At 42.7% G+C, this 26,193-nt stretch carries 30 protein-coding genes and 1 pseudogene; 27 read left to right on the top strand and 4 right to left on the bottom strand.

Annotation, left to right across the window (positions count from 1 at the left end):
• The 7 genes from LIZ66_RS05000 (at nt 1) to LIZ66_RS04970 (ending at nt 6,025) form a co-directional block, all read left to right on the top strand.
• Complete coding sequence (locus LIZ66_RS05000; protein WP_173715973.1) at nt 1-891, top strand: putative ABC transporter permease; 891 nt, start codon at nt 1-3, stop codon at nt 889-891.
• 106 nt (nt 892-997) lie between these two features.
• Nucleotides 998-2,317, top strand: a complete 1,320-nt coding sequence (gene rsxC / locus LIZ66_RS04995; protein WP_226815006.1) for an electron transport complex subunit RsxC — start codon at nt 998-1,000, stop codon at nt 2,315-2,317.
• 17 nt (nt 2,318-2,334) lie between these two features.
• The gene (locus LIZ66_RS04990) at nt 2,335-3,315 is read left to right on the top strand and encodes an RnfABCDGE type electron transport complex subunit D (protein WP_195699212.1); all 981 of its coding nucleotides are present in this window, start codon (nt 2,335-2,337) and stop codon (nt 3,313-3,315) included.
• Complete coding sequence (locus tag LIZ66_RS04985; RefSeq protein WP_118578046.1) at nt 3,312-3,926, top strand: RnfABCDGE type electron transport complex subunit G; 615 nt, start codon at nt 3,312-3,314, stop codon at nt 3,924-3,926. The genes LIZ66_RS04990 and LIZ66_RS04985 overlap by 4 nt, the downstream gene beginning before the upstream one ends.
• Complete coding sequence (rsxE, locus tag LIZ66_RS04980; protein WP_118578047.1) at nt 3,923-4,633, top strand: electron transport complex subunit RsxE; 711 nt, start codon at nt 3,923-3,925, stop codon at nt 4,631-4,633. The genes LIZ66_RS04985 and rsxE overlap by 4 nt, the downstream gene beginning before the upstream one ends.
• Before the next feature lie 6 nt (nt 4,634-4,639).
• Nucleotides 4,640-5,215, top strand: coding sequence for an electron transport complex subunit RsxA (gene rsxA / locus LIZ66_RS04975; RefSeq protein ID WP_173715976.1), 576 nt, complete (start codon nt 4,640-4,642; stop codon nt 5,213-5,215).
• 12 nt (nt 5,216-5,227) lie between these two features.
• Nucleotides 5,228-6,025 (top strand): RnfABCDGE type electron transport complex subunit B, encoded by a 798-nt coding sequence (locus LIZ66_RS04970; RefSeq protein ID WP_173715977.1) that lies wholly within the window; start codon nt 5,228-5,230, stop codon nt 6,023-6,025.
• Here the strand turns inward: LIZ66_RS04970 and LIZ66_RS19040 are convergent.
• Nucleotides 5,956-6,156, bottom strand: coding sequence for a hypothetical protein (locus LIZ66_RS19040; RefSeq protein ID WP_308768379.1), 201 nt, complete (start codon nt 6,154-6,156; stop codon nt 5,956-5,958). The genes LIZ66_RS04970 and LIZ66_RS19040 overlap by 70 nt on opposite strands.
• On the opposite strand from LIZ66_RS19040, the gene LIZ66_RS19035 reads away from it, so the two are divergent.
• From LIZ66_RS19035 to LIZ66_RS04920, 11 genes are all read left to right on the top strand, one after another.
• Nucleotides 6,079-6,315 (top strand): DUF6783 domain-containing protein, encoded by a 237-nt coding sequence (locus LIZ66_RS19035; RefSeq protein ID WP_306467702.1) that lies wholly within the window; start codon nt 6,079-6,081, stop codon nt 6,313-6,315. The two genes, LIZ66_RS19040 and LIZ66_RS19035, sit on opposite strands and share 78 nt — an antisense overlap.
• 20 nt (nt 6,316-6,335) lie before the next feature.
• Nucleotides 6,336-7,622: a putative ABC transporter permease gene (locus LIZ66_RS04965; RefSeq protein ID WP_173715978.1), complete on the top strand. Its 1,287-nt coding sequence runs from the start codon at nt 6,336-6,338 to the stop codon at nt 7,620-7,622.
• A gap of 199 nt (nt 7,623-7,821) precedes the next feature.
• Nucleotides 7,822-9,354 carry an alkaline phosphatase gene (locus LIZ66_RS04960; protein WP_330589364.1) on the top strand — a complete coding sequence of 511 codons (1,533 nt, stop codon included), beginning with the start codon at nt 7,822-7,824 and terminating at the stop codon, nt 9,352-9,354.
• A complete protein-coding gene (locus tag LIZ66_RS04955) occupies nt 9,355-10,476 on the top strand; it encodes a YibE/F family protein (protein ID WP_173715980.1) in 1,122 nt (373 codons plus the stop codon). It abuts the gene before it with no gap.
• Between the two features lie 254 nt (nt 10,477-10,730).
• Entirely contained in the window at nt 10,731-11,345 is a 615-nt protein-coding gene (ruvA, locus tag LIZ66_RS04950) for a Holliday junction branch migration protein RuvA (RefSeq protein ID WP_118578051.1), read from the top strand.
• An 88-nt stretch (nt 11,346-11,433) separates the two neighbouring features.
• The gene (gene ruvB, locus LIZ66_RS04945; protein WP_173715981.1) at nt 11,434-12,435 is read left to right on the top strand and encodes a Holliday junction branch migration DNA helicase RuvB; all 1,002 of its coding nucleotides are present in this window, start codon (nt 11,434-11,436) and stop codon (nt 12,433-12,435) included.
• A 278-nt stretch (nt 12,436-12,713) separates the two neighbouring features.
• On the top strand, nt 12,714-13,121 hold the full coding sequence (zapA, locus tag LIZ66_RS04940; RefSeq protein ID WP_021925518.1) for a cell division protein ZapA: 408 nt from the start codon (nt 12,714-12,716) through the stop codon (nt 13,119-13,121).
• Nucleotides 13,122-13,293: 172 nt separating this feature from the next.
• The gene (locus tag LIZ66_RS04935; protein WP_226815009.1) at nt 13,294-15,501 is read left to right on the top strand and encodes a U32 family peptidase; all 2,208 of its coding nucleotides are present in this window, start codon (nt 13,294-13,296) and stop codon (nt 15,499-15,501) included.
• Nucleotides 15,502-15,507: 6 nt separating this feature from the next.
• Nucleotides 15,508-16,881, top strand: a complete 1,374-nt coding sequence (locus LIZ66_RS04930) for an FtsW/RodA/SpoVE family cell cycle protein (RefSeq protein ID WP_118578052.1) — start codon at nt 15,508-15,510, stop codon at nt 16,879-16,881.
• Nucleotides 16,805-18,286, top strand: a complete 1,482-nt coding sequence (locus tag LIZ66_RS04925) for a peptidoglycan D,D-transpeptidase FtsI family protein (RefSeq protein ID WP_173715982.1) — start codon at nt 16,805-16,807, stop codon at nt 18,284-18,286. Before LIZ66_RS04930 ends, LIZ66_RS04925 begins: the two co-directional genes overlap by 77 nt.
• Nucleotides 18,287-18,382: 96 nt before the next feature.
• Nucleotides 18,383-18,838 (top strand): NUDIX hydrolase, encoded by a 456-nt coding sequence (locus LIZ66_RS04920; RefSeq protein ID WP_021925514.1) that lies wholly within the window; start codon nt 18,383-18,385, stop codon nt 18,836-18,838.
• 46 nt (nt 18,839-18,884) lie between these two features.
• Here LIZ66_RS04920 and LIZ66_RS19830 read toward each other — a convergent pair whose 3' ends face one another.
• Entirely contained in the window at nt 18,885-19,085 is a 201-nt protein-coding gene (locus LIZ66_RS19830) for a DUF6783 domain-containing protein (RefSeq protein WP_408611498.1), read from the bottom strand.
• A gap of 155 nt (nt 19,086-19,240) precedes the next feature.
• On the opposite strand from LIZ66_RS19830, the gene LIZ66_RS04915 reads away from it, so the two are divergent.
• From LIZ66_RS04915 to LIZ66_RS04900, 4 genes are all read left to right on the top strand, one after another.
• A complete protein-coding gene (locus LIZ66_RS04915) occupies nt 19,241-19,552 on the top strand; it encodes a hypothetical protein (RefSeq protein ID WP_148462001.1) in 312 nt (103 codons plus the stop codon).
• Between the two features lie 4 nt (nt 19,553-19,556).
• Nucleotides 19,557-20,723, top strand: a complete 1,167-nt coding sequence (locus LIZ66_RS04910) for a DUF2953 domain-containing protein (protein ID WP_227200512.1) — start codon at nt 19,557-19,559, stop codon at nt 20,721-20,723.
• Between the two features lie 2 nt (nt 20,724-20,725).
• A complete protein-coding gene (locus LIZ66_RS04905) occupies nt 20,726-21,103 on the top strand; it encodes a GerW family sporulation protein (RefSeq protein WP_118578055.1) in 378 nt (125 codons plus the stop codon).
• Nucleotides 21,104-21,225: 122 nt separating this feature from the next.
• The gene (locus LIZ66_RS04900; protein ID WP_173715983.1) at nt 21,226-21,363 is read left to right on the top strand and encodes a hypothetical protein; all 138 of its coding nucleotides are present in this window, start codon (nt 21,226-21,228) and stop codon (nt 21,361-21,363) included.
• 233 nt (nt 21,364-21,596) lie between these two features.
• Here LIZ66_RS04900 and rpmB read toward each other — a convergent pair whose 3' ends face one another.
• Both rpmB and LIZ66_RS04890 read right to left on the bottom strand, forming a co-directional pair.
• Nucleotides 21,597-21,782: a 50S ribosomal protein L28 gene (gene rpmB, locus LIZ66_RS04895; RefSeq protein WP_118578056.1), complete on the bottom strand. Its 186-nt coding sequence runs from the start codon at nt 21,780-21,782 to the stop codon at nt 21,597-21,599.
• Between the two features lie 644 nt (nt 21,783-22,426).
• Nucleotides 22,427-23,413, bottom strand: coding sequence for a helix-turn-helix domain-containing protein (locus LIZ66_RS04890; RefSeq protein WP_195982993.1), 987 nt, complete (start codon nt 23,411-23,413; stop codon nt 22,427-22,429).
• A gap of 123 nt (nt 23,414-23,536) precedes the next feature.
• Between LIZ66_RS04890 and LIZ66_RS04885 the strand changes: the two genes are divergently transcribed.
• The 5 genes and pseudogenes from LIZ66_RS04885 (at nt 23,537) to LIZ66_RS04865 (ending at nt 26,094) form a co-directional block, all read left to right on the top strand.
• Complete coding sequence (locus LIZ66_RS04885; protein WP_195982992.1) at nt 23,537-23,731, top strand: DUF6462 family protein; 195 nt, start codon at nt 23,537-23,539, stop codon at nt 23,729-23,731.
• 151 nt (nt 23,732-23,882) lie between these two features.
• Nucleotides 23,883-24,371: pseudogene (locus tag LIZ66_RS19825) on the top strand (hypothetical protein); the annotation flags it as partial.
• Between the two features lie 56 nt (nt 24,372-24,427).
• Nucleotides 24,428-25,450, top strand: coding sequence for an AAA family ATPase (locus LIZ66_RS04875; protein WP_195982990.1), 1,023 nt, complete (start codon nt 24,428-24,430; stop codon nt 25,448-25,450).
• A 283-nt stretch (nt 25,451-25,733) separates the two neighbouring features.
• Nucleotides 25,734-25,961, top strand: coding sequence for a hypothetical protein (locus LIZ66_RS04870; RefSeq protein WP_195982989.1), 228 nt, complete (start codon nt 25,734-25,736; stop codon nt 25,959-25,961).
• Nucleotides 25,948-26,094 (top strand): hypothetical protein, encoded by a 147-nt coding sequence (locus tag LIZ66_RS04865; RefSeq protein ID WP_195982988.1) that lies wholly within the window; start codon nt 25,948-25,950, stop codon nt 26,092-26,094. Before LIZ66_RS04870 ends, LIZ66_RS04865 begins: the two co-directional genes overlap by 14 nt.
• Nucleotides 26,095-26,193 lie beyond the last annotated feature (99 nt).

Here is a 26,193-nt window from a genome sequence, read left to right as displayed (position 1 = left end):
ATGTGGGATTTAGCAATTAATGGAGTGGATTTCTATCACATTGCCAATTGGTTTTACATATACAGTTTTCTTGGCTGGCTTTGGGAAACCTGCTACGTGTCTGTGCGAAAGGGCAAATTGATAAACAGAGGATTTATAAATGGTCCCCTGTGTACCATATATGGCTGTGGAGCTCTTGCTGTATACTTGATTCTTCTTCCCATCAGTGATAATCTGCTTCTTTTATTTGTGGGTGGAGTTGTAGTCGCCACTGCACTGGAATATGTGACAGCAGTGTTGATGGAGAATATTTTCCACACATCCTGGTGGGATTACAGTGATAACAAGTTTAATTTCCAGGGACGTATCTGTCTGGGCTGTTCCCTTGGATGGGGGGTGTTTACCGTTGGGCTTTTCAGAGTGCTTCATCCGGTAGTTCAGGAATTTACAGAATTGTATACCAGAAGAACTGGAGAGGTGGCTGTCTGTGTAATTACAGTCGTTTACATTGTGGATTTTGCTTTTTCTGCAGCTGCCGCTTTCCATTTGCACGAGCGTATTCCTGCATGGGAGCAGGCACTGGATCAGATGCGTGCAGAACTGCTTGTACAGGCGCGTGAGAAGATGGAGAATCTGGAGGAGAGCAGCGGACTTTCCAGAGATAGAATCAAGAAACAGTTAGAGAATAAGCTGGGACGCCTTGATGATGTTGCACTGATCAAGGAACTGGAAGAGAAGAGAACTGCTATGATGTCAGATATCTCTGAAGAGCTTCAGAAGCGTAAAGAGGCTATGGCTGGAAAGGTCAGCCACAACATGCAGCGTTTTGTAAAGGCATATCCAAATCTGAACCGTGGATATAAGCTCCATAAGAAATATGGATTTGGCAGGAAAAATAAAGACGCTGAATAAATACTCAGACAAAAGTGATATTAATAATATAAATCAAACAGACAATAAATCAGGTTGCTGCAGACAAAAGAGTCAGTGATCAATAATATAAAGGCGGTGAATATTAGTGCGATTAACTTTTAAAGGAGGCGTACACCCCTTCGAGGGGAAAGAAATGTCAAAGGACTGCCCGGTGGAGAAATATCTCCCTAAGGCAGATCTGGCGTATCCATTGTCCCAGCACATTGGTGCTCCGGCGAAGCCTGTGGTTGCAAAGGGGGACCACGTGCTTGCAGGCCAGATGATCGCAGAAGCAGGCGGATTTGTATCTGCCCCTGTTCATGCTTCTGTATCCGGTACGGTGAAAGGCATCGAGAAACGTCTGACAGCTACCGGAAGTATGGTAGATTCCATTATAGTGGAGAATGACGGACTGTATGAAGAGGTGGAATTCCACCCGGCAGATCCGGCTTCGCTTACCCGTGAGGAGATTATCGGAAGGATTCGCGATGGCGGTGTAGTAGGTCTTGGTGGTGCAGGCTTCCCCACACATGTGAAGCTTTCCCCCAAGGAGCCTGACAAGATTGAATACATATTGGTGAACGGTGCAGAATGTGAGCCCTATCTTACAAGTGATTACAGGCGCATGATGGATCAGCCGGAGAAGGTTGTGGAAGGACTGAAAATCGTAGTCGGACTTTTTCCAAATGCAAAGGGTTGTATCTGCATTGAGGACAATAAGCCGGATTGTATTGCCAGAATGAAAGAACTGGCTGCCGGAGTCCCGAATATCGAAGTAAAAGAACTGATGACCAAATATCCCCAGGGTGGTGAGCGTACCCTGATCTATGCAGTGACAGGAAGAGAAATCAACTCATCCATGCTTCCAGCAGATGCCGGATGTATTGTAGATAATGTTGAAACAATATGCAGTATTTATGACGCAGTGGCACTTGGAAGACCGATCATGAAGCGGATTTTCACAGTAACTGGTAAGGGCATCAACCGTCCGGCACATTTTGAAGTCTGTACAGGAACGGATATGGCCGAACTGATCGACGCAGCCGGTGGCCTGAAGGAGCATGCCGGTAAGGTGATTTCCGGCGGTCCTATGATGGGATTTGCCATGTATGATCTTCATGTACCATGTGTGAAGACCTCTTCTTCCCTTCTGTGTATGCAGAGTGACCCGGTATCAGATGCGAAAGAGGAAGAGACAGCCTGCATTAACTGCGGACGCTGTGTAAGTGTCTGTCCCGGACATGTTATTCCGGCAAGACTTGCGACTTTTGCACAGCGCGGCGATATGGAGAGCTTCCAGAAGTTTGATGGAATGGAATGCTGTGAATGCGGCTGCTGCAGTTACATCTGTCCGGCCAAACGTCCGCTGACCCAGAGCATTAAGTCCATGCGTAAAATGGTTCTGGCAAGCAGGAAGAAGAAATAATAAGGGGGAAGAAACGAATGGAACAAATGTTTAATGTATCATCTAATCCCCATGTCCGGGCAAGGATGACCACTGCAAAAATCATGCAGTTGGTTGTCATAGCGCTTTTGCCTGCTGCCCTTATGGGAATTTATAATCATGGATTAAAGGCTCTTGCCGTTCTGGTGGTATCCACCGGTTCAGCAGCGCTTGCAGAGTGGTTATATGATCATTTTATGCACAAAAAGAACACTGTGAAGGATTTCAGTGCAGTGGTAACCGGACTTCTTATCGGCCTGAATATGCCGGCAGGAATTCCGCTCTGGATCCCGGTGCTCGGCAGTATTTTTGCAATTATTGTGGTAAAACAGCTTTTTGGCGGTCTTGGACAGAACTTTATAAATCCGGCCCTGGCAGCCCGCTGTTTCCTTATGATTTCCTTTGCCGGCAAGATGACAGATTTTTCTGTATCAGACAGCTTTAAAGGTGCAGTTGACGGTGTGACAGGCGCCACTCCTCTGGCCGCTCTTCGTGACCATGGCTTTGTGGCAGGCTCCTCCGTTCCGGTTAAGAATCTGATTTTTGGTAATATCCAGGGAACCATCGGAGAGACTTCTGTAATTGCCATCCTGATCGGTGCAGCAATCCTGCTTTGCTACAAAGTGATCAGCGCCAGAATTCCGCTGACCTATATCGGCAGCTTTGCAGTATTTGTGATCATCTACATGCTCGCTTCCGGCAAAGGCTTTGATGTAAATTATCTGCTCACCCATCTCTGTGGTGGTGGTCTTATGCTTGGTGCATGGTTTATGGCGACGGACTACGTTACAAGCCCCATTACACCAAAGGGGCAGTATGTATATGGCGTCTGTCTTGGTGTTCTTACCGGAATTTTCCGTATTTTCGGAGCTTCCGCAGAGGGCGTTTCCTATGCGATTATTTTCTGCAACCTGCTGGTACCTCAGATTGAGCGTTTCACCCGTCCGGTTGCTTTTGGAAAAGGAGGCGCGAAGAAATGAAAAATAAGATCGTAAAAGATACTCTTGCGCTGACCGTGATCACACTGGTTTCCGGGCTGCTTCTTGGTCTTGTAAACGATATTACAGCAGGTCCGATTGCAAGCCAGCAGGCGAAAGAGAAAGAAGAGGCATATAAGGCAGTATTTGCTGATGCAGCCAGCTTCGAGACAGTTACAAGCGGTGAGGATACGGATCTGGAAAGCTATCTGGATGAAAACGGTTTCAAAGCTCAGAATATTGATGAAGTCATGCTGGCAAAGGATGACCAGGGAAATGAACTTGGCTATGCCTTTACCGTAACAACCTCAGAAGGCTATGGCGGGGACATTCAGTTTGCCATGGGCGTTCAGGATGATGGAACTCTGAACGGAATTTCCATTTTATCCATCAGTGAGACCGCTGGTCTTGGTATGCGTGCAACTACAGATGATTTTAAAAATCAGTTCAAGGATAAGAACGTAGAGAAATTTACCTATACAAAAACTGGTGCCACCTCTGATGATGAGATCGATGCTTTAAGTGGTGCGACAATTACCACAAATGCCATGACAAATGGCGTCAATGCAGGACTTGCCGCATTCCGTTATGAGAAAGGGGGCAGCCAGAAATGAAAAAGAATACACCATCTGAGCGACTGATAAATGGTATTATCAAAGAAAATCCTACTTTTGTGCTGATGCTTGGTATGTGTCCAACACTGGCCATCACCACATCTGCAATCAATGGTATCGGAATGGGACTTACCACAACGGTGATTCTGGCAGCATCCAACCTGATGATCTCCCTGCTCCGTAATTTTATTCCGGACAGTGTGCGTATGCCTGCTTACATTGTTGTTGTAGCATCCTTTGTAACAATTGTGCAGATGCTTCTCCAGGGCTTTATCCCGTTTTTGTATTCTTCCCTTGGAATTTACATTCCGCTGATCGTTGTAAACTGTATCATCCTGGGAAGAGCAGAGGCTTATGCATCCAAGAACAAACCAATTCCCTCACTTTTTGATGGTATTGGAATGGGACTTGGATTTACTTTAAGCATCACCTGCATCGGAGCAGTACGTGAGCTGATCGGTGCCGGCAGTATTTTCGGCAAACAGATCCTTCCTCTTGCAGACGCTGCAGCAGGAAAAATGGGCTATGAGCCGGTAACCATCTTTATTCTTGCACCTGGCGCATTTTTTGTCCTTGCATTTTTATCTGCGCTTCAGAACAAATTCAAGATTGGTGCTGCAAAACGGGGCATCGATCCAAGCAATCCGGATTGCAAGGGTGGCTGTGCTTCCTGCGGAAATTCCATGTGTTCGGGAAAAAGGGGGTAAGAGAAGATGAAAGAATTATTACTGATCATTGTAAGCTCTGCGCTGGTAAATAACGTAGTCTTGAGCCAGTTTATGGGACTTTGCCCTTTCCTTGGAGTCTCCAAGACTACAGATACTGCAGCTGGTATGGGTGGCGCGGTTATTTTCGTAATCACATTGTCCTCCTTTGTAACGAGTGTGATCTACAAGCTGATCCTTCAGCCGCTTGATCTGACTTACCTTCAGACCATCGTGTTCATTCTGATCATTGCAGCACTGGTGCAGTTCGTAGAAATGTTCCTGAAGAAAAGTATGCCTTCTCTTTATAAAGCACTTGGCGTGTATCTGCCTCTGATCACCACAAACTGTGCAGTTCTTGGTGTGGCTCTTACAAACGTGCAGAAGGATTACAATATTCTGGAAGGCACTGTAAACGGTTTCGCAACAGCATTTGGTTTCTCCATTTCTATTGTGCTGATGGCAGGAATCCGTGAGAAAATTGCCTACAACGATATTCCGGAATCATTCCAGGGATTTCCAACCGTTCTTTTGACAGCTGGACTGATGGCGATTGCATTTTTCGGATTTTCAGGATTAATTTAAGGAGGCGTCGGGATGAATATTAGTGCGATTATAGCAGCAACAATTCTGGTTGCAGCAGTAGGCCTCTTCATCGGTGTTTTTCTTGGAGCAGCCGGAAAAAAATTTGCTGTTGAAATTGATGAGAAGGAAGTTGCCATAAGAGAAGCTCTTCCTGGAAATAACTGTGGCGGCTGTGGATATCCGGGCTGTGATGGTCTGGCAGCAGCAATTGCCAAAGGTGAAGCGCCTGTAAACCGTTGCCCGGTAGGCGGAGAGCCTGTTGGGAAAATAATTGCCGGTATTATGGGACAGGCGGCAGTTGAGACTGCCCGTCAGGTAGCTCATGTAAAATGCTCCGGAACCTGTGAAAAAGCGAAAGAAGAGTATGTTTACACTGGCGTGGAAGACTGCGAGATGCTTCCTTTCGTGCCAAATGGCGGTGCAAAGTCCTGTACATATGGCTGTTGTGGCTTTGGAAGCTGCGTGAAGGTCTGTCCATTTGATGCCATTCATATTGTAGATGGCATTGCAGTAGTAGATAAAGAAGCTTGTAAAGCCTGTGGAAAATGTGTTGCCAAATGTCCGAGACATCTGATCGAGCTGATTCCGTACGACCAGAAAGTGGCTGTGGACTGCAGCTCCCATGATAAGGGCAAACAGGTGATGGATGCCTGTGAGATTGGATGTATCGGCTGTAAGAAGTGCGAAAAAACATGTCCAAACGGTGCAATTACCGTGGAAGATTTCTGTGCACATATTGATTATGAGAAGTGTACAGGATGCGGAGCATGTAAGGAGGCCTGTCCGAGAGGGGTTATCCGGGAGGCATAAAATAAAAATGAAAAGCCTGTATTTTCAGACTGTTGGCATAGAATGTAAATTATATGAGAACCAGCAGCTGGAATACAGGCTTTATTCTTGGGGTCAGAGCGTGTTTGAAAAATTATTCCCACAATCTGCACGCCCCACCCCGCGGTATATTTTGCCCGAATTCAGTTGTCGTAGCCCGTTACGGCGCCTTTATTGTGACATACATCTTGCAGAAAACCTTTTTCAAACACGCTCTATTGTGCTATGATATTCTAATCGGGTTTTCCCGGAACGTTTTTATATTTCAATAAACAAAAGAGGAGACATGCATATGATCTGGAAATTACTATGGCTGTTTCTCATCTATTCCTTTGCAGGATGGGTGCTTGAGACAGTCCTTGCTTCCCTGAAACAGAAGAAATTCGCAAACAGAGGTATTATTAATGGACCATTCTGTCTGATCTATGGATTCGGCGGATTCTTCATTACTGCATTTACAAGAGAACTGACGGGCATCTGGCTGTTTCTTGGCTGTGCCATTGTAGCTTCCCTGCTTGAATGGATCGCTGGTCATTTAATTGAGATGTGGTATCACGAAAGATGGTGGGATTACCGCAAGATCAAGTGGAATCTGGACGGCTATGTCAGTGTGCCGACCTCCTGTGTCTGGGGTATTCTTGGTGTATTTGTGATCAAAATCGGAAATGGGCTTTGCATGTCCTTGTATGGCATGCTCCCAGGTCTTATAAGCAGAATTATCATACTGGTTTTGCTGGGGGTTCTGGCAGTGGATGCTATTGCCACACTGACTATCCTTTTTGGGCACAGCAAGAATCCTGAAAGATGGATTGCTGCTGACCGGGATATTGACTCTGTAACAAAGAAGCTTGGGGCAAAAATTGATGATGTTGTAAATCGTCGAATTACCAAAGCCTATCCTCAGAAGCAGCACACGGAGAGCGAAGAGGCACATCCGGAGATTTTTGCCTACGGCTGCAGCTTTTATAAAATCGTACTGCTGTTTTTTATCGGCGCATTTCTTGGAGATATTACAGAGACTATTTTCTGCAGGATCACAGCCGGATATTGGATGAGCCGCAGCAGTGTGGTATGGGGAGATTTCAGTATTGTGTGGGGACTTGCCATTGCAGCGGTTACAGCCCTTCTCTATAAATACAGAAACCGCTCCCAGCAGTTCCTTTTCTGGATGGGTACATTTCTTGGTGGTGCCTATGAATATATCTGCAGTGTTTTCACAGAAATCGTGTTTGGAACCGTATTCTGGGATTACAGCGATATCCCGTTTAACCTTGGTGGAAGAATCAATCTTCTGTACTGTTTTTTCTGGGGATTTGCTGCAGTGGCATGGTTTAAAATATTCTATCCGCCTGTTTCCAGGCTGATCGAGAAGATTCCGGTGAAAATTGGAAAAATCATTACCTGGCTCCTTATTATATTTATGCTTGCTGACGGAATTGTATCCAGCGCTGCACTGGCGCGTTATAATGCCAGAAGCAATGGCATAGAAGCGGAAAACAGCTTTGAAAGCTGGGTGGACAAACATTTTGACGATGAGCGGATGGCGCAGGTATATCCCAAGGCAAAGAAGGTTGGTTAAGGACTTGTTTTAACCGAATAATTGCTTGATATAAATTCTAGAAGTTATAATAATGCTGTCAGTGTGAAAGGATTTTTTACACCGACAGCTTATTTTTTGCCGGAATTTAACAGGGGGAAAACAGCGGATTTTACAAATAATGTATAAAATCATACGTGTTCGAATTAATCGCTTTATGAAAAAGAAGGAGAAAATGTACATGAAAGCAAAAAAGATCAGCGCATTATTATTAGCAGCAGCAATGACCGCTTGTGCGGTTCCGGCACAGGGTGCAGCAGCAGATGAACCAAAAGTTCCGAAATATATTTTCTTGTTTATTGGTGATGGAATGAGTTATCCTCAGGTTCAGACAACAAACTATTATCTGAATGCAATTGAAGATGATGGAGATGATATTCTTACAAGTGAAAGCAAACTGAATATGATGAAATTTCCGGTAGCAGGCTCTGCGCAGACCTATGACAGCACTTCATTCTGTCCGGATTCCGCTTCTACAGCTACTTCCATTTCCACAGGCCATAAGACTTACAGTGGAACAATCAATATGGATGAGAAGATGGAAACTTCTTATGAGACAATTGCTGAAAAATTAAAAAAACAGCTTGGCTATAAGGTTGGAATTCTTTCTTCCGTAAACTTAAATCATGCAACACCGGCTGCATTTTATGCTCATCAGGCTTCCCGAAATAACTATTATGAAATTGGTCAGGAACTGATTGCAAGTAATTTTGATTATTTTGCAGGTGGTGGTCTTAAGAAAACAACTGGTTCAGAGGGAGACCAGACAGATTTATATGAGCTTGCTCAGGAAGCTGGATATAAAGTGATTAAGACAAAAGCAGAGGCAGAAAATCTTACTGCAGAAGATGGAAAAGCAATTGTAATTGATGAGACACTTGCTGATGACGATGCGATGAGCTATGATATGGATCTGGAAGATGGCGAATGGGGTCTTTCTGACTATGTGAAAAAAGGTATTGAAGTTCTGGATAATGATACTGGATTTTTCATGATGGTTGAGGGAGGAAAAATTGACTGGGCCTGTCATGCAAATGATGCAGCTGCAACTATTACAGATACTGTTGCAATGGATGAGGCAGTGGGAAAAGCTGTTGATTTTTATAACGAGCATCCAGACGAAACTTTGATTTTGGTAACAGGTGATCACGAGACAGGTGGTCTTACCATAGGATTTGCAGGCACCGACTATGATACATTTCTTGCAAATATCAGTAATCAGAAAATCTCTTACGCAAAATTTGATTCTGATTATGTAGCGGCATATAAAGAAAACAAAACTGATTTTGATACAGTAATGGCTGATATCACAGAACTCTTTGGTTTGCAGGCACCTACTGGTACAACAGAGTCCTCAAATCAGGCTGACAGCAAGGATGTGCACCCAGAAGGCGAAGAAGATAAGGGAAGTCTTGTAATGACAGATTATGAGTATCAGAAGCTTCAGAATGCTTATGAGGAAACAATGAGCAGAACAGGAGAAGAGGAAGAGTTTGGTCAGGAAGAATATCTGATGTATGGAAGCTATGAACCACTTACTGTAACAATTACTCATATTCTGAACAACAAGTCTGGCATTAATTTTGCATCTTATGCACATACAGGACTTCCGGTGGAAGTATTTGCCATGGGAGTCGGACAGGAGCAGTTTGAAGGCTATTATGACAATACCGATATTTTCAATAAAGTGGCTGCAATTACAGGAGTAAAATAAATGGTAAGAGACAGACTTAAAAAAAGTTCTGTTTCTATAATAGCAATATTGTTAATCCTCATCCTCATAGTTCTTCCAACGGGTTATGAGGATGCTGCTATTTATAAGGGAACAGACAGAGTAAGAGCAAAGGTGATTTCCACAGATGAAAGCTCTGTGATTAATAATGGCTTGATTCAGTCAGGCGAGCAGTATTGTAAGGTGAAAATACTTGATGGAAAGTTTAAAAATGAGACTGCAGATGCAGTAAATATGCTGAGTGGCTCTTTGGAAGCGGACAAAATATTTCAGCAAGGAGATGTTGCCCATGTAGTAATCAGTTATAGCAAAGATAAGATTCTTTCAATTATGATGAGTGACCATTATCGTCTGGATAAAGAAGCTATTCTGGCTGGATTATTTGTTTTGCTTTTAATCGGGTTTGCAGGAAAAACAGGTTTAAGAGCAGTATATTCGTTTCTCATTACAATTTTGGCAATCTGGAAAATTTTGACACCAGCTTATTTAAAAGGTGCGAATCCAATATGGTGGGGAATTGCGTTGACTGCCTTTCTTACTCTTCTTATTATATTTTTGGTGTACGGATTTGACAGAAAAACACTGGCTGCATCTTCAGGTGCTTTGCTGGGGGTGTTTGTGACTTGTGTTATGGGGTGTATTTTTACAGACGCTTTTAAAATTCACGGAGCAGTTATGGCATATTCGGAAAGTCTTTTGTACGCTGGTTATCAGAATCTGAATCTTTCTCAGATTTATATGAGCGGTATTTTTATCGGAGCATCAGGTGCTATGATGGATCTGTCCGTTGATATTACTTCGGCAGTAAATGAAGTAATTTGTAAAAAGCCGAATATTGGATGGAAAGAAGCAGCCAGATCAGGAATGAATGTTGGCAGAGCAGCAATGGGAACTATGACTACCACATTGCTTCTTGCTTATTCTGGCGGTTATATTGCTCTTTTGATGACGTTTATGGCACAGGGAACACCAATTGATAATATTATGAATTACAAATATGTTGCGGCTGAATTACTGGATACTGTAGTTGGAAGCTTCGGGCTTGTGACAGTTGCCCCTTTTACAGCCCTGACAAGTGCCTGGCTTCTTACAAAGAAAAAATAATACTACACTTTTACTATTATTTTCTGAAAATTAAAGTGCTATACTCCTTTCGGACAAGGAAATAAGGGCCCGCAAGTTTCCTTCCTGCAACTGAAAGGAGTATTTTATTATTATGAAAAGAAAATATATCGCTTGCCGGCGCGTCCTTTTTGAAAAAATCGAATGAATGTTTGCTTTTTTCGGTGGAATATGGTATGATGACAAAGAATTTCGAATATAACTCTTTACAATAGATAAAACAGGAGGTCCTCCCCATGATCTCATTCATCCGAGGAACAGTAGCAGACCTTACCGAGAATTCTGCAATCATAGAATCAAATTGCATCGGATTTGAAATAAATATGACCGGAAACGCTCTGGCACAGCTGCACATTGGACAGGAAGTGAAGCTTCATACTTATTTTCAGGTAAGAGAAGATGCAATGGTTCTCTATGGATTTTTCAATAAAGATGATTTACAGGTGTTTAAACTTCTTCTTGGTGTAAACGGAGTTGGACCGAAAGCTGCTCTGGGAGTTCTGGCAGGAATCACTGCAGATGAGCTTCGCTTTGCTGTTCTTTCCGATGATGTGAAAACTTTGTCAAAAGCCCCTGGAATCGGTAAAAAAACAGCCCAGAAGCTGATCCTGGAGCTGAAGGATAAGCTCAGTCTGGAAGAAGCCTTTGAGCAGAAGCTTGCCAATGAACAGGCTCAGGCTACTACAGCTGCAGCTGGAGCAGGAATGACAGATGCCAGACAGGAAGCAGTAGAAGCACTGGTGGCACTTGGCTACAGCAGTACAGATGCCCTCCGCGCAGTGCGCAAGGTGACAGATGTGGAGCCGACGGATGTAGAAGGAATCCTGAAAGCTGCATTGAAGAATTTTTAGATTCCATAAATTTTTTCGCAAAGGGTGCTATCGTGAATGAGATGCATCCCGGTATATAAATGCAAACACTAATTTCAAGAGGTAAAAAATGGACAATCGTATCATAACCACTGATGTTATGGAAGAGGATTTTTCTCTGGAAGGGAATCTTCGCCCACAGACCCTGGACGAGTATATTGGCCAGGAAAAAACCAAAAATACCTTAAAAGTATATATTGAAGCTGCCAAACAGCGTCACGATTCCCTGGACCATGTCCTTTTCTATGGCCCTCCGGGACTTGGAAAAACTACCCTTTCCGGTATTATTGCCAATGAAATGGGTGTGCATATGAAAGTGACTTCCGGCCCTGCAATTGAGAAGCCTGGAGAAATGGCGGCGATTCTGAATAATCTTCAGGAAGGGGATATTCTTTTTGTGGACGAGATCCATCGCCTGAACAGACAGGTGGAAGAGGTGCTTTATCCTGCCATGGAGGATTTCGCCATCGATATTATGATCGGGAAGGGCGCTTCCGCCAGGTCGATCCGACTGGATTTGCCGAAATTTACCCTTGTAGGTGCTACCACCAGAGCCGGGCTTCTTTCTGCGCCGCTCCGTGACCGTTTTGGTGTGATTCATCATCTGGAATTTTACAGTAAGAAGGAACTAACCACAATCATCATGCGCTCTGCCCAGGTACTTGGAGTAGAAATTGACGTGAAAGGTGCCGGAGAGATCGCCATGCGCTCCCGGGGAACGCCCCGTCTTGCAAACCGTCTGTTAAAGCGTGTCCGTGATTTTGCCCAGGTGAAATATGATGGAAGGATCACTTACGATGTTGCATGCTTTGCTTTGAACCTTCTGGAGGTAGATCAATATGGTCTGGACAAACTGGACCGCCAGATCCTGACTACTCTTATTGTAAATTTCAAAGGCGGCCCTGTTGGACTTGACACTTTGGCAGCAGCCATCGGTGAAGATTCCGGTACTTTAGAAGATGTGTATGAGCCGTACCTTCTGAAAAATGGCTTTCTGAACCGCACCCCGAGAGGGCGGATGGCCTCCGCACTTGCTTACGAACACCTTGGTTTTCCTGTTCCGGAAATATAAAAGATAAACTTTTGTAAAAAATCCTATACTTTTCAACATTTTTCGATTATAATAGGAGTGCTTACATAAATTGTAATACGAAAAGATAATAAACAGACTGGTTTTTCCGGGCATATTGTGTTGCTGGTCACAGAGTGAACAGTAACAATATGAAGTTGCTGTTTTCTGCTAATATTCCGCGATACGGTTACTGTCTATAGAAGAAAAGCAGCGGATTATTTGGGGGGTAACAGTGTAAGGAGAAGCTGGTAGTATAAAGATACAGGAGGCTTGAACGAATGGCGGTCAAGAATACAGCACAGGTGATCATCGGGGGTAAGATCATTACCCTTGGAGGATATGAATCAGAGGAATATTTCCAGCAGGTTGCATCATATATGAATAAGAAGATAGGAGAGCTGGAGACTGTGCCAGGATACGGCAGACAGCCTATGGAGACCAAGCATATGCTTCTCAGCCTGAACATTACCGACGATTACTTCAAGGCGAAGAAGCAGGTGGAGACTTATGAACTTGATCTGCAGCAGAAGGATCAGGAGATGTATGATCTGAAGCATGAGCTTATTTCTCTTCGTATGCAGATTGAAGAGGCACAGAAGAATGAACAGGAAGCCCTTGACGAGAAGAATCTCCTGGAGGGTAAAGTAAAAGAACTGGAAAAAGAACTGGATGAAATGCTGAAATAATAGCAGGAGGGATTGCTTAGGTGATTCCTCTTTTCCTTTATCAAAGTGTGTAAAAAACGTTTTCGCAATTTGCAGATTTAGGCCTGCTATACATAAAGGAAAAAGCTGTGAATTGTGGAGGCTGTTTTCATTGAAGAAACCTTAAATTCTCATAAAAATTGGAGGACAAACTTTGAATCCTAATAACATAGAATTGCTGGCTCCTGCCGGTTCCTACGAAGGCTTTGAAGCTGCACTTGGAGCAGGTGCGGACGCTGTGTACGTAGGCGGTGCAATGTTCGGAGCCAGAGCATATGCCCAGAATTTTAACGAAGAAGAGCTTCTTCGCGCCATTGATGTGGCGCATATTCATGGTAAGAAGCTGTATCTTACGGTCAATACCCTGTTAAAAAATAGAGAATTAAAAGAAGAACTGGTTTCCTATCTGGAACCATACTACAATGCAGGCCTGGATGCAGTGATCGTCCAGGATATGGGAGTATTTTCCCTTTTGAAAAAAGAATTTCCGAAACTTCACCTTCATGCCAGCACGCAGATGACTGTAACTGGTCCGGAAGGAATGAAATTCCTGGCAGATCAGGGGGCGACCCGGGTGGTAGCTGCAAGAGAACTTTCCCTTCAGGAACTTTCCCGTATGCATGAAGCCTGCCCAATTGAGATAGAGGCTTTTGTCCATGGAGCACTTTGCTACAGCTATTCAGGACAATGTCTGATGAGCAGTCTTTTGGGAGGCAGAAGCGGAAACAGAGGTCGTTGTGCCCAGCCTTGCCGTCTGCCATACCAGGTGAAGAATTTCAGGGCAAAAGAGTATGGAAAAGGAGAATTCTGCCCGTTAAGCCTGAAAGATATCTGTACCATTGAAATTTTACCTGAAATTATAGAAGCGGGAGTTACCTCTCTGAAAATAGAGGGCAGAATGAAGCAGCCGGCTTACACTGCTGGCGTTACCGGTATGTATCGGAAATATCTGGATTTTCTTTTTGAAAAAGGACCTGCGAATTATCACGTGACAGAAAAAGATAAAAAATATCTTCTGGATCTGTTTAATAGAGGCGGTTCCTGTACAGGCTACTATCAGATGGGAAATGGTCCTCAGATGATGGCATTTACAAATGAGAAAAAAACGGGGGAAGTTTTTCTGGAAACGAAGCAGCTGAAAGAGAAAATTACAGGCGAACTTCACCTTGTCCCCGGTTCTCCGGTTCTTCTTCATGTTTCCTGTCAGGGGGAAGATGCATATGAATGTGTTGGAGAAGTACAATACGCAAAGAGCCAGCCGGTAACGGAAGAGCGGGTGCGTCAGCAGATGGACAAGCTGGGAAACACCTCATTTATATGGGAAAAACTGGAAATTTATATGGAAAATTCCGTTTTTGTTCCCATGAAGATTTTAAATGAAGCGCGGCATCAGGCATTAGAGGATCTGAAGGAGAAGCTTTTACAAAAATACAGGCGAAACGTGGGAGACGAGCGGGTTAAGAGAATTGCGGAGGAGACGCCGGCAAAAATCAGTGCGATTGCGGCCTGTGATAATGTTCCCCGCAAAAAAGAGGAATACATTCCGGTTTACGTGTCCTGTGAAAGCGAGGAGGCTTCTGAAGTCCTCTGCCCAAAAGACGGAATCCAGGGTATTTATCTTCCTTACGCATTAATAGAGAAACATTTGCAGACAGGTCTTGACAATGGAAAAGAAATGTATCTTTCTCTTCCTCACATTACAAGAGAAAATCCACCGGAAGGCTATATGGAGCAGGTGAAAAAGTGGCTGGAAGCAGGGCTGAGCGGATTTCTTGTGCGGAATCTGGAGTCCTACAGTGCACTGGCACAGATGGGACTGGCAGACAAGTGTGTGCTGGATCACTCCCTGTATACCTGGAATGATGAAGCCATCCGTTTCTGGAAAGATCAGGGAATCCTTCGAAATACAGTTCCCCTGGAGCTGAATGAGAAGGAACTTCGCCACAGAGAAAATGCAGGCAGCGAGATGATTGTCTACGGCCGTCTGCCTCTTATGCACAGCGCCCAGTGTGTACGAAAGAATACTTTCGGCTGCAATGGACAGGAGGAGAGGCTTGTTCTGAAAGACCGTTATGACAAGGAATTTCCTGTAGTCTGTTATTGTCGTCCATGGAAAATGGGAAATACAAAGGCGGCAGAGTCGTGTTATAATATCATCTATAACAGTCTGCCATACGGTCTTTTGAAGGAAGCTGACAGGGTGAAAGAGCTTGGTGTTTCATCTGTAAGACTGGCTTTTACCATAGAAAGCAGGGAAGAAACAGAACGGATCGTGGAAGACTTTGTGGCTGCATATCATGGCAGCCAGGTATCTCACGAATATGAGTTTACAAAAGGTCATTTTAAAAGAGGAGCCGAGTAAAGGCGTATGATTAATATTGTTGTTGAATTATCCAAATATGTGATCCTGACACTGATGATCGTGTACACAGTTTTGTGCTACTACCTTGTTGTGGGGAAACACGCTTCAGACAGGAAAGGACTTTTAAGAAGTCAGATCACTTTAACCTTTTTTCTGGATTTTACCGCATTTGTTGTGATTTTTCTGAAAACCTTTGATTTTAAGGTTGTCATCTTTTATGCAGAAATGATGATATATTTTGCTGCGATCCTTATTTTATACCGCAGAATTTATAAAAATGCGTCTATGCTGCTTTTAAATAATATGTGCATGCTTTTAAGCGTTGGATTTATAATGCTGTGCAGGCTGGATATTGCCTCTGCCAATAAGCAGCTTTTGATCGTTGCGTGCGGAAGTGCAGTGGCGCTGGTGATCCCGGTTATGATCCGCAAGATGAAATTTCTCAAGGATCTTACCTGGGTGTATGCAGGGCTTGGGATTGTTCTTCTTGGAGCAGTTCTTGTTCTGGCACAGACAAGCTACGGCGCCAAGCTTTCTCTGATGGGAATCCAGCCTTCCGAGGTGATCAAGCTCACCTTTGTGTTCTTTATGGCATCCCTTCTGGCAAGAGAGGTAACTTTTAAGAAAGTTGTGCTGGCTACTGTTGTGGCAGGTCTCCATGTGGGAATCCTGGTGCTTTCAAGAGATCTTGGAAGCGCTGTAATCTTTTTTGCAGCTTATCTGGTGCTGATCTATGTATCAACCAGGAAGCCGGCATACCTTTGCATTGGAATTGCAGGCGGTACAGCAGGCGCTGTAGTGGCATATCACCTGTTTGGTCATGTAAGGCAGCGTGTCAGTGCGTGGAAAGATCCTATGGCAGTTTATCAGAATGAAGGATACCAGATTGTACAGTCCCTGTTTGCCATTGGTACAGGCGGATGGTTTGGAATGGGACTTTGCCAGGGCTCTCCGGAGAAAATTCCGGTTGTAAAAAACGACTTTATTTTCAGTGCGATCTGCGAGGAGCTTGGCGGGATTTTTGCCATCTGCCTGATCTTTGTGTGTATGAGCTTTTTCCTTACTATCGTGGAGATTGCCCTGCAGATCAAGAATCCATTTTATAAACTGATCGCCATTGGTCTTGGTGCGGAATATGCGTTTCAGGTGTTCCTTACCATTGGAGGTGCTACCAAATTCATACCTATGACAGGTGTGACTCTTCCTCTGGTCAGCTATGGAGGAAGTTCCATTATGTGTATGATTTTGATGATCGCTATTATCCAGGGCTTGTATATTTATAGAGAGGACGAGGACGAAGAAATTGAGAGACATCGACGAGAGGCAGCAAAGAGAGCGAGACAGAGAGCTGTTGAGGCAGCGGAAGAAAGAGATTACTAAAAAGCGCAAAGCCAGAAATAAAGAATATACCTTTGTTTCCATCTTCTTTGGGATTATTTTTATCAGTATGATCGGGTATCTGATTTATTTCGATGGCTTTAAAAGCGATGATTTTATTAACAGCCCTTACAATACCAGACAGGATTCCTTTTCCGACCGTGTAGTACGAGGTAAGATCCTGTCTTCTGACGGACAGATTTTGGCGCAGACCAATGTAAGTGAGGATGGAACTGAGACACGTAATTATCCATATTCCAATATGTTCTCCCATGTTGTGGGTTATGATACCAATGGAAAAAGCGGTCTGGAATCAGAGGCGAACTTTACCCTTCTGACTTCCCATTCCTTTTTTCTGACGCAGATGAAGAATCAGTTCCTTAATGAGAAGAATACAGGAGATACGGTTGTATCTACCCTGAATGCCAATCTTCAGAGCATTGCATACAATGCATTGGGTGACAGAAGAGGGGCTGTTGTGGTAATGGAACCATCTACCGGAAAAAGGCTTGTAGAAGTGAGCAAGCCTGATTTTGATCCCAATACCATTGGGGATAATTGGGACTATCTGGTAAACGACGAGAATGACAGCAGTCTTCTGAACAGAGCCACAAATGGTGCATATCCGCCAGGTTCCACCTTCAAGGTTGTGACTGCACTTGACTATTTCCGCAAAAAAGGAACTTTTGAGGGATACAATTATCTCTGTGAGGGAAGTATCACCTTGCAGGATCACACGATCCACTGTTATCACAATACAGTTCACGGGCAGGAGAATTTCTATTCTGCATTTGCAAATTCCTGTAACTGTGCATTTGCAGATATTGGAGTTGGTCTTGGGGGTGCGTCTCTTCGCGAGACTGCGGAGAATCTTCTGTTTAACAAGAGTCTGCCGCTGAACTCCTACAGAACCAGCAGCTTTTCCCTTGATGCGGATTCCGTAACGCCTCTGATCATGCAGACTGCCATTGGACAAGGCAATACTCTTGTGTCTCCTATGCATATGGCATTGATCACCTGTGCCATTGCAAATGACGGTGTTCTGATGAAACCTTATCTTATTGACGAGGTGGTAAATGACAATGGCGATTCAGTAAAAAAGACAGAACCGGTAGCTTATAAACGGCTGATGAGTTCCAATGAGGCCAATCTTCTTGGCAAATTAATGAAACAGGTGGTTGATTCCGGTACAGCTTCCGCACTTTCCGGCAGAAGCTATACAGTAGCAGGTAAGACTGGTTCCGCAGAGTTTGACGAGGAAGGACACAGCCATTCCTGGTTTATCGGCTATTCCAATGTGGATGATCCGGATCTGGTGGTTGCCGTGATCGTGGAGAATGGCGGTTCCGGCAGTGAGGCAGCAGTTCCGATTGCGGGACAGATTTTTGATGCTTATCACGCCAGCTAACAGCAATCTATATGATATTCCCTGTTGCCAGTTTTCTGAAAAAGAGGTATACTATATACAGTTTAGAAAACACACGCATTACAGGAGGATTGCAGCATGATAGAAGCAACGAGCTGTGGCGGTGTGGTAATTCATCGAGGTAAGATTCTTGCACTATATAAATCTTACAAAAACCGTTACGAAGGCTGGGTTTTACCGAAAGGAACCGTAGAGCCAGGAGAGACTCATGAGCAGACCGCATTGCGGGAAGTGAAGGAGGAAGCTGATGTCAGAGCTTCCATTGTGAAGTATGTAGGCAAGAGCCAGTACAATTTCACAGTGCCGGAAGACATGGTCAATAAAGAGGTACACTGGTATCTTATGACGGCGGATAATTATCATAGCAAGCCTCAAAGAGAGGAATTTTTCGTGGACTCCGGGTATTACAAGTTTCACGAGATTTACCATCTGCTTCGTTTTGCAAACGAGAAGCAGATCGTTGAGAAGGCGTACCAGGAATATCTGGAACTGCGAAGTGCCGGATTATGGGACAGGCAGCAGAAATATTTCTGATTCATGGGGAGAATAAAGGCTGCGTAGCTGATTTACGCAGCCTTTATTATATGATAATGTTGCTAGAGCCTGTTTGAAAAAGCATTCCCGCAATCTGCACGCCCCACTTTGCGGTATATTTTGCCCGAATTCGGTTGCCGTAGCCCGCTACGGCGCCCTCCTCCGGACAAAATCTCCCACAAATTGTGGCGCACATCTTGCAGAAAGCCTTTTTCAAACACGCTTTAGGGAATGATTTTTCAAACACGCTCTAGCATCTGACAGGTTCGTTCTGTGAACGAGGTTCACAAGAAATGCTTTGCGGAATAGTTGCAAAATGTTTAAAATTTCCAGAGAAGGGAATCATTAATATAACAAAAGGTGTATGTCAAGCAGTAATAACAAAGGAGAGTTGTGCCGAATATGCTGAAATGGCGAGAAGACTATTATGTGGGAGAAGGAATCAAAGACGCGGCAAAAGCACGGAGGAGGATTGACGCAGGCAGGGTGGCTTTTGGTGTTTATCTGGTCACATTGTCTGAGAATCCGGGAAATCTTCTTGAAATTGTACCGTCCTACATGCTGATCCAGAAGAGCTATTATGCCAGATGTCCTGAGATTGTTGGTATGGCGAAGGGAAAAGACGAAGCCATTGATCTGGCAGTAGATATTGTGAAGAATATTTACGGGGAGACAGGTGCATTTCAGGTAAAAGAATATTTTAAGAACAGGTGAGCGCATGTTACATATACTGTGGATCCTCATAAAGTTTATATTGATCATACTGGGAATCCTGCTGGGACTTGCGCTTCTGGCAGTGCTTCTTCTGTTGTTCTGCCCGGTACGCTACCAGGCGAGGGCTGTGAAGGAGACCGGCAGCTTCAAGGAGACAGAACTGGAAGCCAGAATTACCTGGCTGTTCCACGTCATAGGCGTCAGGTTTTGCTTTCATAATGGAGAAGGAAAGCTGGTGATCCTGTTTTTTGGAGTTTCATTAGAAACTATAAAAGGCTGGCTTAAGAAGCTAAAAGGCGGCAGAAGAAAGAACTCCGTCAGCCAAACCTCCAGGAGTAAGGCAAAGAAGAGGAAAAAGAAATCTGCGCAAACGAAGGGAATATCTCAGGAGAACAGAACAAAAAAGCCAGATGTAAAAGAAGCTTCTGGTGAAGAGTCGAATGTGAGTAATGCTGTTGCTGAAGAGAAAACTAAGCAGATGGCAGAGTCTCGCATAGAAACTGAGAAGAAAGCATCTCAGCCTGAAGCACATGCAGCAGAGAATTTTCAAGATCATGCGCCAAAAACTGAGGCGGTGCTGTTGGAAAATAATACAGCAGAACCGCAGACAGGGAAGCCATCAGCAGAGAAGCAGGAAGAAAATATCAAATCTGCTTCAAAGTCCGGCTTAATTACGCGTATTTGGGAAATACTAAGCAAAATAATCCGATTCCCGGGTAATCTGTGGAATAAGGTTATTTCAATAATTAAAGGTATAATTGAGAAAATTAAAAATATAAAGAAAACAATTTCAGGAATCACAGATAAGCTTGGCTGGTGGAAAGAATTTCTTACCAATGAACGGACCAAGGCTGCAATTTCTCTTATATGGAAAGATGCAAAAGGTCTGCTCCATCATGTACTTCCAACGAAATTGGAAGGTGATGTTACTTTTGGATGCGATGATCCGGCCATTACCGGGACAGTTCTGGCAGTGCTTGGTATGACCTTTCCATTTCACAAGAACAGGATTCATGTGAATCCGCTTTTTGATGGAGAGAACCAGCTGACTGGAAATGTATTTCTGAAAGGTCGTATTTATGGCATTGTGCTTATCAAGGCAGCAATAGAGATTTACTTCAATAAAAATATAAAATACGTTATCAACCGATGGAAGCATAAGGAGGACTAGAAATGGAAAACGAAAACAACTTTAAAGAAACCGTAAGCTCCCTGTTTAAGGGAATGGATGGATTTGTATCTGCGAAGACAGTGGTAGGAGATGCGATCCATGTAGGAGACACCATTATACTTCCACTGGTGGATGTATCCTTTGGTGTAGGCGCTGGTGCATTTGCAGGTGATAAAAAGAACAATGGCGGCGGAGGTCTCGCCGGAAAGATGACCCCATGCGCAGTTCTGGTAATCCAGAATGGTACCACCAAGCTTGTAAACGTAAAGAACCAGGATGGTCTTACTAAAGTTCTGGATATGGTTCCTGACTTTGTAAACCGCTTCGCACCTGGCGGAGATAACAGCGCGGATGAAACTGTAGATTCTGAAGAGAACTAGATCGTGTCTGATCGAGTAACTGATTATAAAAGCTGCAGGCGGTTATTTTAGAAGTTAATGTGTTCAGATGTGGCATTTCAGCATAAAATATACTAAACCAAAGAGGCAAGGCTGTATGAATTATGGGAAAAGCTCTTGGTTTTATGCTGTTTTTCATCGGACTTGGAATGGTGATCGGCTTGCTTGTCTCCGAGACCACCGCACTTCTGATTGCAGCAGCTTTGTGTATGCTGTGTGGCTATCATTTATTTTGTAAATAAAATGGGTATGAAAAGATTATCAGCGAATCCTTTCATACCCATTTACATTTTATGTAACTATCCATTTATTAAAATAATATCTGTCTGGGAGAAGCTGCTCTGGAGTTTGTTGAAAAAGGCTTTCTGCAAAATGTGCGCCACACTTTGCGAGAATGATTTTCAAACACACTTAGAAAATGCTTATTCGGGAAACAAAAAAATAGCCCCCACAAAACTGTGAGGGCAGGTGTTTCTTAGGCTCTTTCAACGTTTCCGGATCTTAAGCAGGAAGTACATACGTACATTTTCTTAGCTCCGCCTTCAGTTTTAACCTTAACGGATTTCACGTTTGATTTCCACATCTTATTGGATCTTCTATGGGAATGACTCACATTATTTCCGAAATGAGCACCTTTTTCACAAATTGCGCATTTAGCCATGATAGCACCTCCTTGACGCTTTTTTTCAACAGTTCATATTCTAACAGATGGAAAAACATTTTGCAAGCAAAAAAAGGAAAATTTTAAAACAATTTAAAATAAATTTGCTATTTGCGTGGATGCGTGCTAAAATTGGACATTGTGTTATGAATGAAAACATAGCATATTTATTGTGTGAATGCTTGCAACCATTGATTTTACAGTATTTAGAAACATATAGAAAACTAGCAAAATACAGTTTTATGCCAATTTTACGACAAACAGCGGAAAATTTCTTAGATTTCAAGTAAGTTGGTATATTGATTTCAAGATTTGCATATGCTATAATTGCCGTAGGCAAAAGAGATTGCAAGTCCATGTGGACAAAAAAGAGTGAAGCCCTCAGTACTGCGAATACTGGGGGCTTCTTCTTGTTTATTTATAGTGGACAAGAAACCACCAGGTCAGTGTTGCCCTACTTGTCGCCGTCTAACCATTTGATGATGAAGTGGCAAGCTACACCAGCCATGCAGGAGACAAGAAAAGAGATTGCAATTTCCATGTAGATCACCTCCTCCCGTTGCCGGGTATCGGTTGGACAACATAGCTAGTATAGCATGGGTTAGAACAAAATGGAACAGGAGAAAATGATTCAATATAGAAAATTAAAAGTAATTCTTTTTTCTGTTGCTATAAAAGTGAAAGTCGTCCATATAGTAAGAAACAGGATGGACTATTTCTTTTTCATATTTTTTTAGAAATTCAGATGATAATTGATAATTATAAAGGTCAGCAAGTTTTATTAAAAAGCCTTCAAGAATTTTTTCAGGTGAATAACCTAAAATAATACTGGAAAAATCAATTTCTCGAATTTCTTCAAGTCGTCGATCAATAATTTTTATTAATTTTTTTCTAGGAATATTAAAGTAGTTTTTTTCAATAAATTCAAATAATTGCTGAATCATATTTTGAGCCAAATTCGGATCAACTCCATGAGAATCGTAACGGTCAATCTCATCAGTTAATATTTCATCGAATAAATATACTATTCGATTTTTTAATATTTTCTTATCGACAATTTCTGTTCTATAGGCATACGTGTAACATGAATCGATAAGAACAGGCGTTTCCGTCTTAATTATAACAGTGCTATTTTCTACAGAATTAAACAGTAGATTATAAATTAAGTGTGCTAATTCAAGAATTTTATTTGAATTAGCTAGAAAATCCATCATAGTGCAAAAATCTTGAGAAAAATCTTGAGAATTTCGAGTAATAAGATCAAGCGCATATGTTTTATCAAGATACTGTTCTATTTGATATTCTATATCTTTATTATTATATGTTTTTGCCATTTCAGCACGCATATTCATGTCCTTGTCTTTACTATTTAGTCCAGTAGTATCAGAAATTGTTAACATATTATGTTTAGGAACATCTATTTCACCAATAAGATAAGCAATATCAACATCAAATTCCTTTGCCATTAAATCTAGGTATTCTATAGGAGGAAAAGTATTATTTGTTTTTCGCATATAATGCTTTAATCCGTTAGTACTTATTCCTAAAGTTTCAGCAATTTCTGCTTGAGTCTTCTTTTTAAGTTTACATAAATTTTTAAAACGTGTAATAAAAATACCCTTACTTATCAAATATAAAACCTCCTGTGTATATTTTAGTGTAGTGACATTATACTACATATGAGATACAATATCAATAGATGAAAAGCCAGCGCGCAGGATGTTTCACAATAAATTATGCAAGGAGGGTTGACAATGAATGCAGCAGTAATAAACAGAAAGGCAAAACTACAGAGAGTACAAGAAGCTTGTTCCGATACTAATTGGAGCAGAAACACTCTTATGAAGGTTGCTACAGAAGCCAACGCGGTTATTCGAGTTGGGCGAACTGTAAGAATTGATATGCCAGTACTTTACAGATACATTGATTCTGTTTACAAAACCAACTAACACATTTCTACGAAAGATAATTAAGCACATTAAACAGGTGCATCTAATACATATGATGAAACTGTCGAATCTGGTAGATGAAAATTCAATTAAATAATACGAAAAAAAATCAAATGAAAGGAGTGGTTGAGCAACGAGAGAGGATTTTGAAACAGTAGCACAGCAGGTAGGCATTGAAAGCGTGGCAAGATATTTACTTGAGAAACAGGGGCATTTGTATAAGTTTCCATCCGAAAGAACGGCGAGTATCCGCATTTATTCGGCAACACAAAGCTTCTATGATTTTGGCAGGGGTTGCGGCGGCGATGTAATCCGTTTGTGGTCGCACGTTAGGGGAGTTGATTCCTGGACGGCTTTAAAACAAATCCGGGAATGTTTCGGGTTAAATACGCCCGATAAGGCACATAGCCGGGATTTGATACGCAAACAGGAAGAAGCCAGGCGGCAGCAGATTGAAGCCAAGAAACAAGAAAAAAAGCGCTGGAGAATGGAAGTTGATACACTGAAAAGCGAGTGTCAACTTTACCAGGCAATTCTTGAAGGCGAACATTGCAGACCGTTGTCATGGATGTGGTGCACTTGTCAGAATCGGTTAACTGCAGCCCGGGGACTGCTAGATTTGCTGTGTGGGATATATTAAAAATTAGAAAGGTGGTCAAGAGCGCCATATGAGAGCCAAGACAAGGTGATTTACAAATGGCAGAAAAAGAGAATTTACTTGTCAATTTAAACGATATAACTGAAAAAGAGGCATCTTGGTTAGTTCCACAACGTATGCCAAAAGGTCAGATTATTATTCTGGCTGGCGATGGTGGTAGTGGAAAAACAAATGCTTGGTGCGCTTTGGCAGCTGCAATTAGTTCTGGGAAGCAAGTGTTTTTTGATGAAACGCCGAAAGAGTTTTTTCAAGCGGAGCCGCAGAGAGTACTATTTTTTTCCTCGGAAGATTCTTTGGAATACACTCTAAAAGCAAGACTTAGAAAAGCAGGAGCAAATTTCAATAATATTTTTTCGGTGGATTTGAAAAATGAAAGGTTTTCGGAAATCAAATTCAATTCAGAATTATTGAAAAGTTTGATTGAGGACGTAAAACCAACCCTAGTTGTCTTTGATCCGTTACAGGCCTTTGTTCCTGTCGATATGCAAATGGGACAGCGAAACGCAATGCGAGCTTGCTTAAGTCCTTTAATTGGAATTGGTGAAGAGTTTGGCGTAACAAGCCTAATTGTTGTTCACACCAACAAAAAACAGGGAGTGTTTGGACGAAATCGAATAGCAGATTCCGCGGACGTTTGGGACATTGCTAGATCAGTGATGATTGTTGGAACTATTACAGGAAGCAGTGAACGATATCTAAGCCAAGAGAAAAACAATTATGCTCCATTAGCACAAACGGTACTATTTAATATTACTGAAAATGGCGCGGAATTTGTAGGATTTTCAGACAAGAAAGATGCAGATTTCGTTAGTGAACGAGATTATGAACGGCGGCAAGCACCACAGAGAGCAGATGCGGAGAAGTTTATAATTGATTTTCTTAGAAATGGCAAAAAGCCAACTTCTGAACTGGACGAAGCAGCAGAAAGCGCAGGCATTAGTAAAAATACTTTAAGTCGCGCGAAAACTGAACTACGCAAAAAGAAATTGCTTAGTAGCGAAGCAGAAGGTTTTGGAAATTCAAAGGTATTTTACAGTTATTTACTCAGCACTTCTCACTAAGGGAGGTTTTTGATGGGGGAATAAGCAAAAAAACCTTTAAAATCAATACTTTTACTTACTCCGCACCTTGGGGTAGTAAAGGAAAAAGTGAAATGCTTACTACCCCACCATGATGAGTAAGCAGAAACCGCATAAACACTGGGTTTGACGCTTACTCATCCATTTAGCTGTACTGTCAGTGACATGTGGTGGAGTAAGTACGCCGAATAAGGAGTAAGCAAGGGATTTCTTCTTATTAGGCCTTATTGTAAAGGTTCGACACTATGTTGAGGAAAGGAGAACATTGAACTTTAAGGAACAATATTTTGATGTTTGGACAGCCGTTTGGAATTTGCACAAAAAATATCATGGCATCCGGCAACAGGACGAGCAGAAGTGGCAGGAGCTTGACCAAGCGTGCGAGCAACTTGATGAAAAATACCGGGGAGAACCAGAACAAAAGTTTGCGGAATCGCTACTGTTGGCGGTTTGCGCGGAATTGGAAGAAAGGAGCAAGGATGAAAAAAATTAGGGCAGAACCGGGAAAGCATAGGCTTGATAATGGGTTTATGAAGTGGAGCCAAGAAACGATTGAAGCAAACAAGAAAACAGGGCATGGCATAACGGATAAAAAAGAAACCTGCCCGAATACTCCGACACATTAAAAAAAGACAATTTGCACGCATGGCATCACGGATAAAAAAAACGACACACCTTGACACATAAAAAAAGGCAGTAGAACCATTCGGAATAATCTTCCGAAC

The sequence above is a fragment of the Blautia faecis genome, from assembly GCF_020554845.1.
GTDB classification, from domain to species: Bacteria; Bacillota; Clostridia; order Lachnospirales; family Lachnospiraceae; genus Blautia_A; species Blautia_A faecis.
Note: the sequence above shows the minus strand (reverse complement) of the source record. Positions and strands in the feature narration are given on the sequence as shown.

Bases quoted from the DNA above. Each gene is read 5' to 3' on its own strand.
- LIZ66_RS04955 (WP_173715980.1), top strand. From the start codon at position 9,355: ATGGTAAGAGACAGACTTAAAAAAAGTTCTGTTTCTATAATAGCAATA.
- LIZ66_RS04900 (WP_173715983.1), top strand. From the start codon at position 21,226: ATGGGAAAAGCTCTTGGTTTTATGCTGTTTTTCATCGGACTTGGAATG.
- zapA (WP_021925518.1), top strand. From the start codon at position 12,714: ATGGCGGTCAAGAATACAGCACAGGTGATCATCGGGGGTAAGATCATT.
- LIZ66_RS19035 (WP_306467702.1), top strand. From the start codon at position 6,079: ATGAGAACCAGCAGCTGGAATACAGGCTTTATTCTTGGGGTCAGAGCG.
- rsxA (WP_173715976.1), top strand. From the start codon at position 4,640: ATGAAAGAATTATTACTGATCATTGTAAGCTCTGCGCTGGTAAATAAC.
- ruvA (WP_118578051.1), top strand. From the start codon at position 10,731: ATGATCTCATTCATCCGAGGAACAGTAGCAGACCTTACCGAGAATTCT.
- LIZ66_RS04915 (WP_148462001.1), top strand. From the start codon at position 19,241: ATGCTGAAATGGCGAGAAGACTATTATGTGGGAGAAGGAATCAAAGAC.
- LIZ66_RS04885 (WP_195982992.1), top strand. From the start codon at position 23,537: ATGAATGCAGCAGTAATAAACAGAAAGGCAAAACTACAGAGAGTACAA.
- LIZ66_RS04960 (WP_330589364.1), top strand. From the start codon at position 7,822: ATGAAAGCAAAAAAGATCAGCGCATTATTATTAGCAGCAGCAATGACC.
- LIZ66_RS04965 (WP_173715978.1), top strand. From the start codon at position 6,336: ATGATCTGGAAATTACTATGGCTGTTTCTCATCTATTCCTTTGCAGGA.
- LIZ66_RS04910 (WP_227200512.1), top strand. From the start codon at position 19,557: ATGTTACATATACTGTGGATCCTCATAAAGTTTATATTGATCATACTG.
- LIZ66_RS04920 (WP_021925514.1), top strand. From the start codon at position 18,383: ATGATAGAAGCAACGAGCTGTGGCGGTGTGGTAATTCATCGAGGTAAG.
- rpmB (WP_118578056.1), bottom strand. From the start codon at position 21,782: ATGGCTAAATGCGCAATTTGTGAAAAAGGTGCTCATTTCGGAAATAAT.
- LIZ66_RS04985 (WP_118578046.1), top strand. From the start codon at position 3,312: ATGAAAAATAAGATCGTAAAAGATACTCTTGCGCTGACCGTGATCACA.
- LIZ66_RS04970 (WP_173715977.1), top strand. From the start codon at position 5,228: ATGAATATTAGTGCGATTATAGCAGCAACAATTCTGGTTGCAGCAGTA.
- ruvB (WP_173715981.1), top strand. From the start codon at position 11,434: ATGGACAATCGTATCATAACCACTGATGTTATGGAAGAGGATTTTTCT.
- LIZ66_RS04990 (WP_195699212.1), top strand. From the start codon at position 2,335: ATGGAACAAATGTTTAATGTATCATCTAATCCCCATGTCCGGGCAAGG.
- LIZ66_RS04905 (WP_118578055.1), top strand. From the start codon at position 20,726: ATGGAAAACGAAAACAACTTTAAAGAAACCGTAAGCTCCCTGTTTAAG.
- LIZ66_RS04930 (WP_118578052.1), top strand. From the start codon at position 15,508: ATGATTAATATTGTTGTTGAATTATCCAAATATGTGATCCTGACACTG.
- rsxE (WP_118578047.1), top strand. From the start codon at position 3,923: ATGAAAAAGAATACACCATCTGAGCGACTGATAAATGGTATTATCAAA.
- LIZ66_RS04875 (WP_195982990.1), top strand. From the start codon at position 24,428: ATGGCAGAAAAAGAGAATTTACTTGTCAATTTAAACGATATAACTGAA.
- LIZ66_RS05000 (WP_173715973.1), top strand. From the start codon at position 1: ATGTGGGATTTAGCAATTAATGGAGTGGATTTCTATCACATTGCCAAT.
- LIZ66_RS04865 (WP_195982988.1), top strand. From the start codon at position 25,948: ATGAAAAAAATTAGGGCAGAACCGGGAAAGCATAGGCTTGATAATGGG.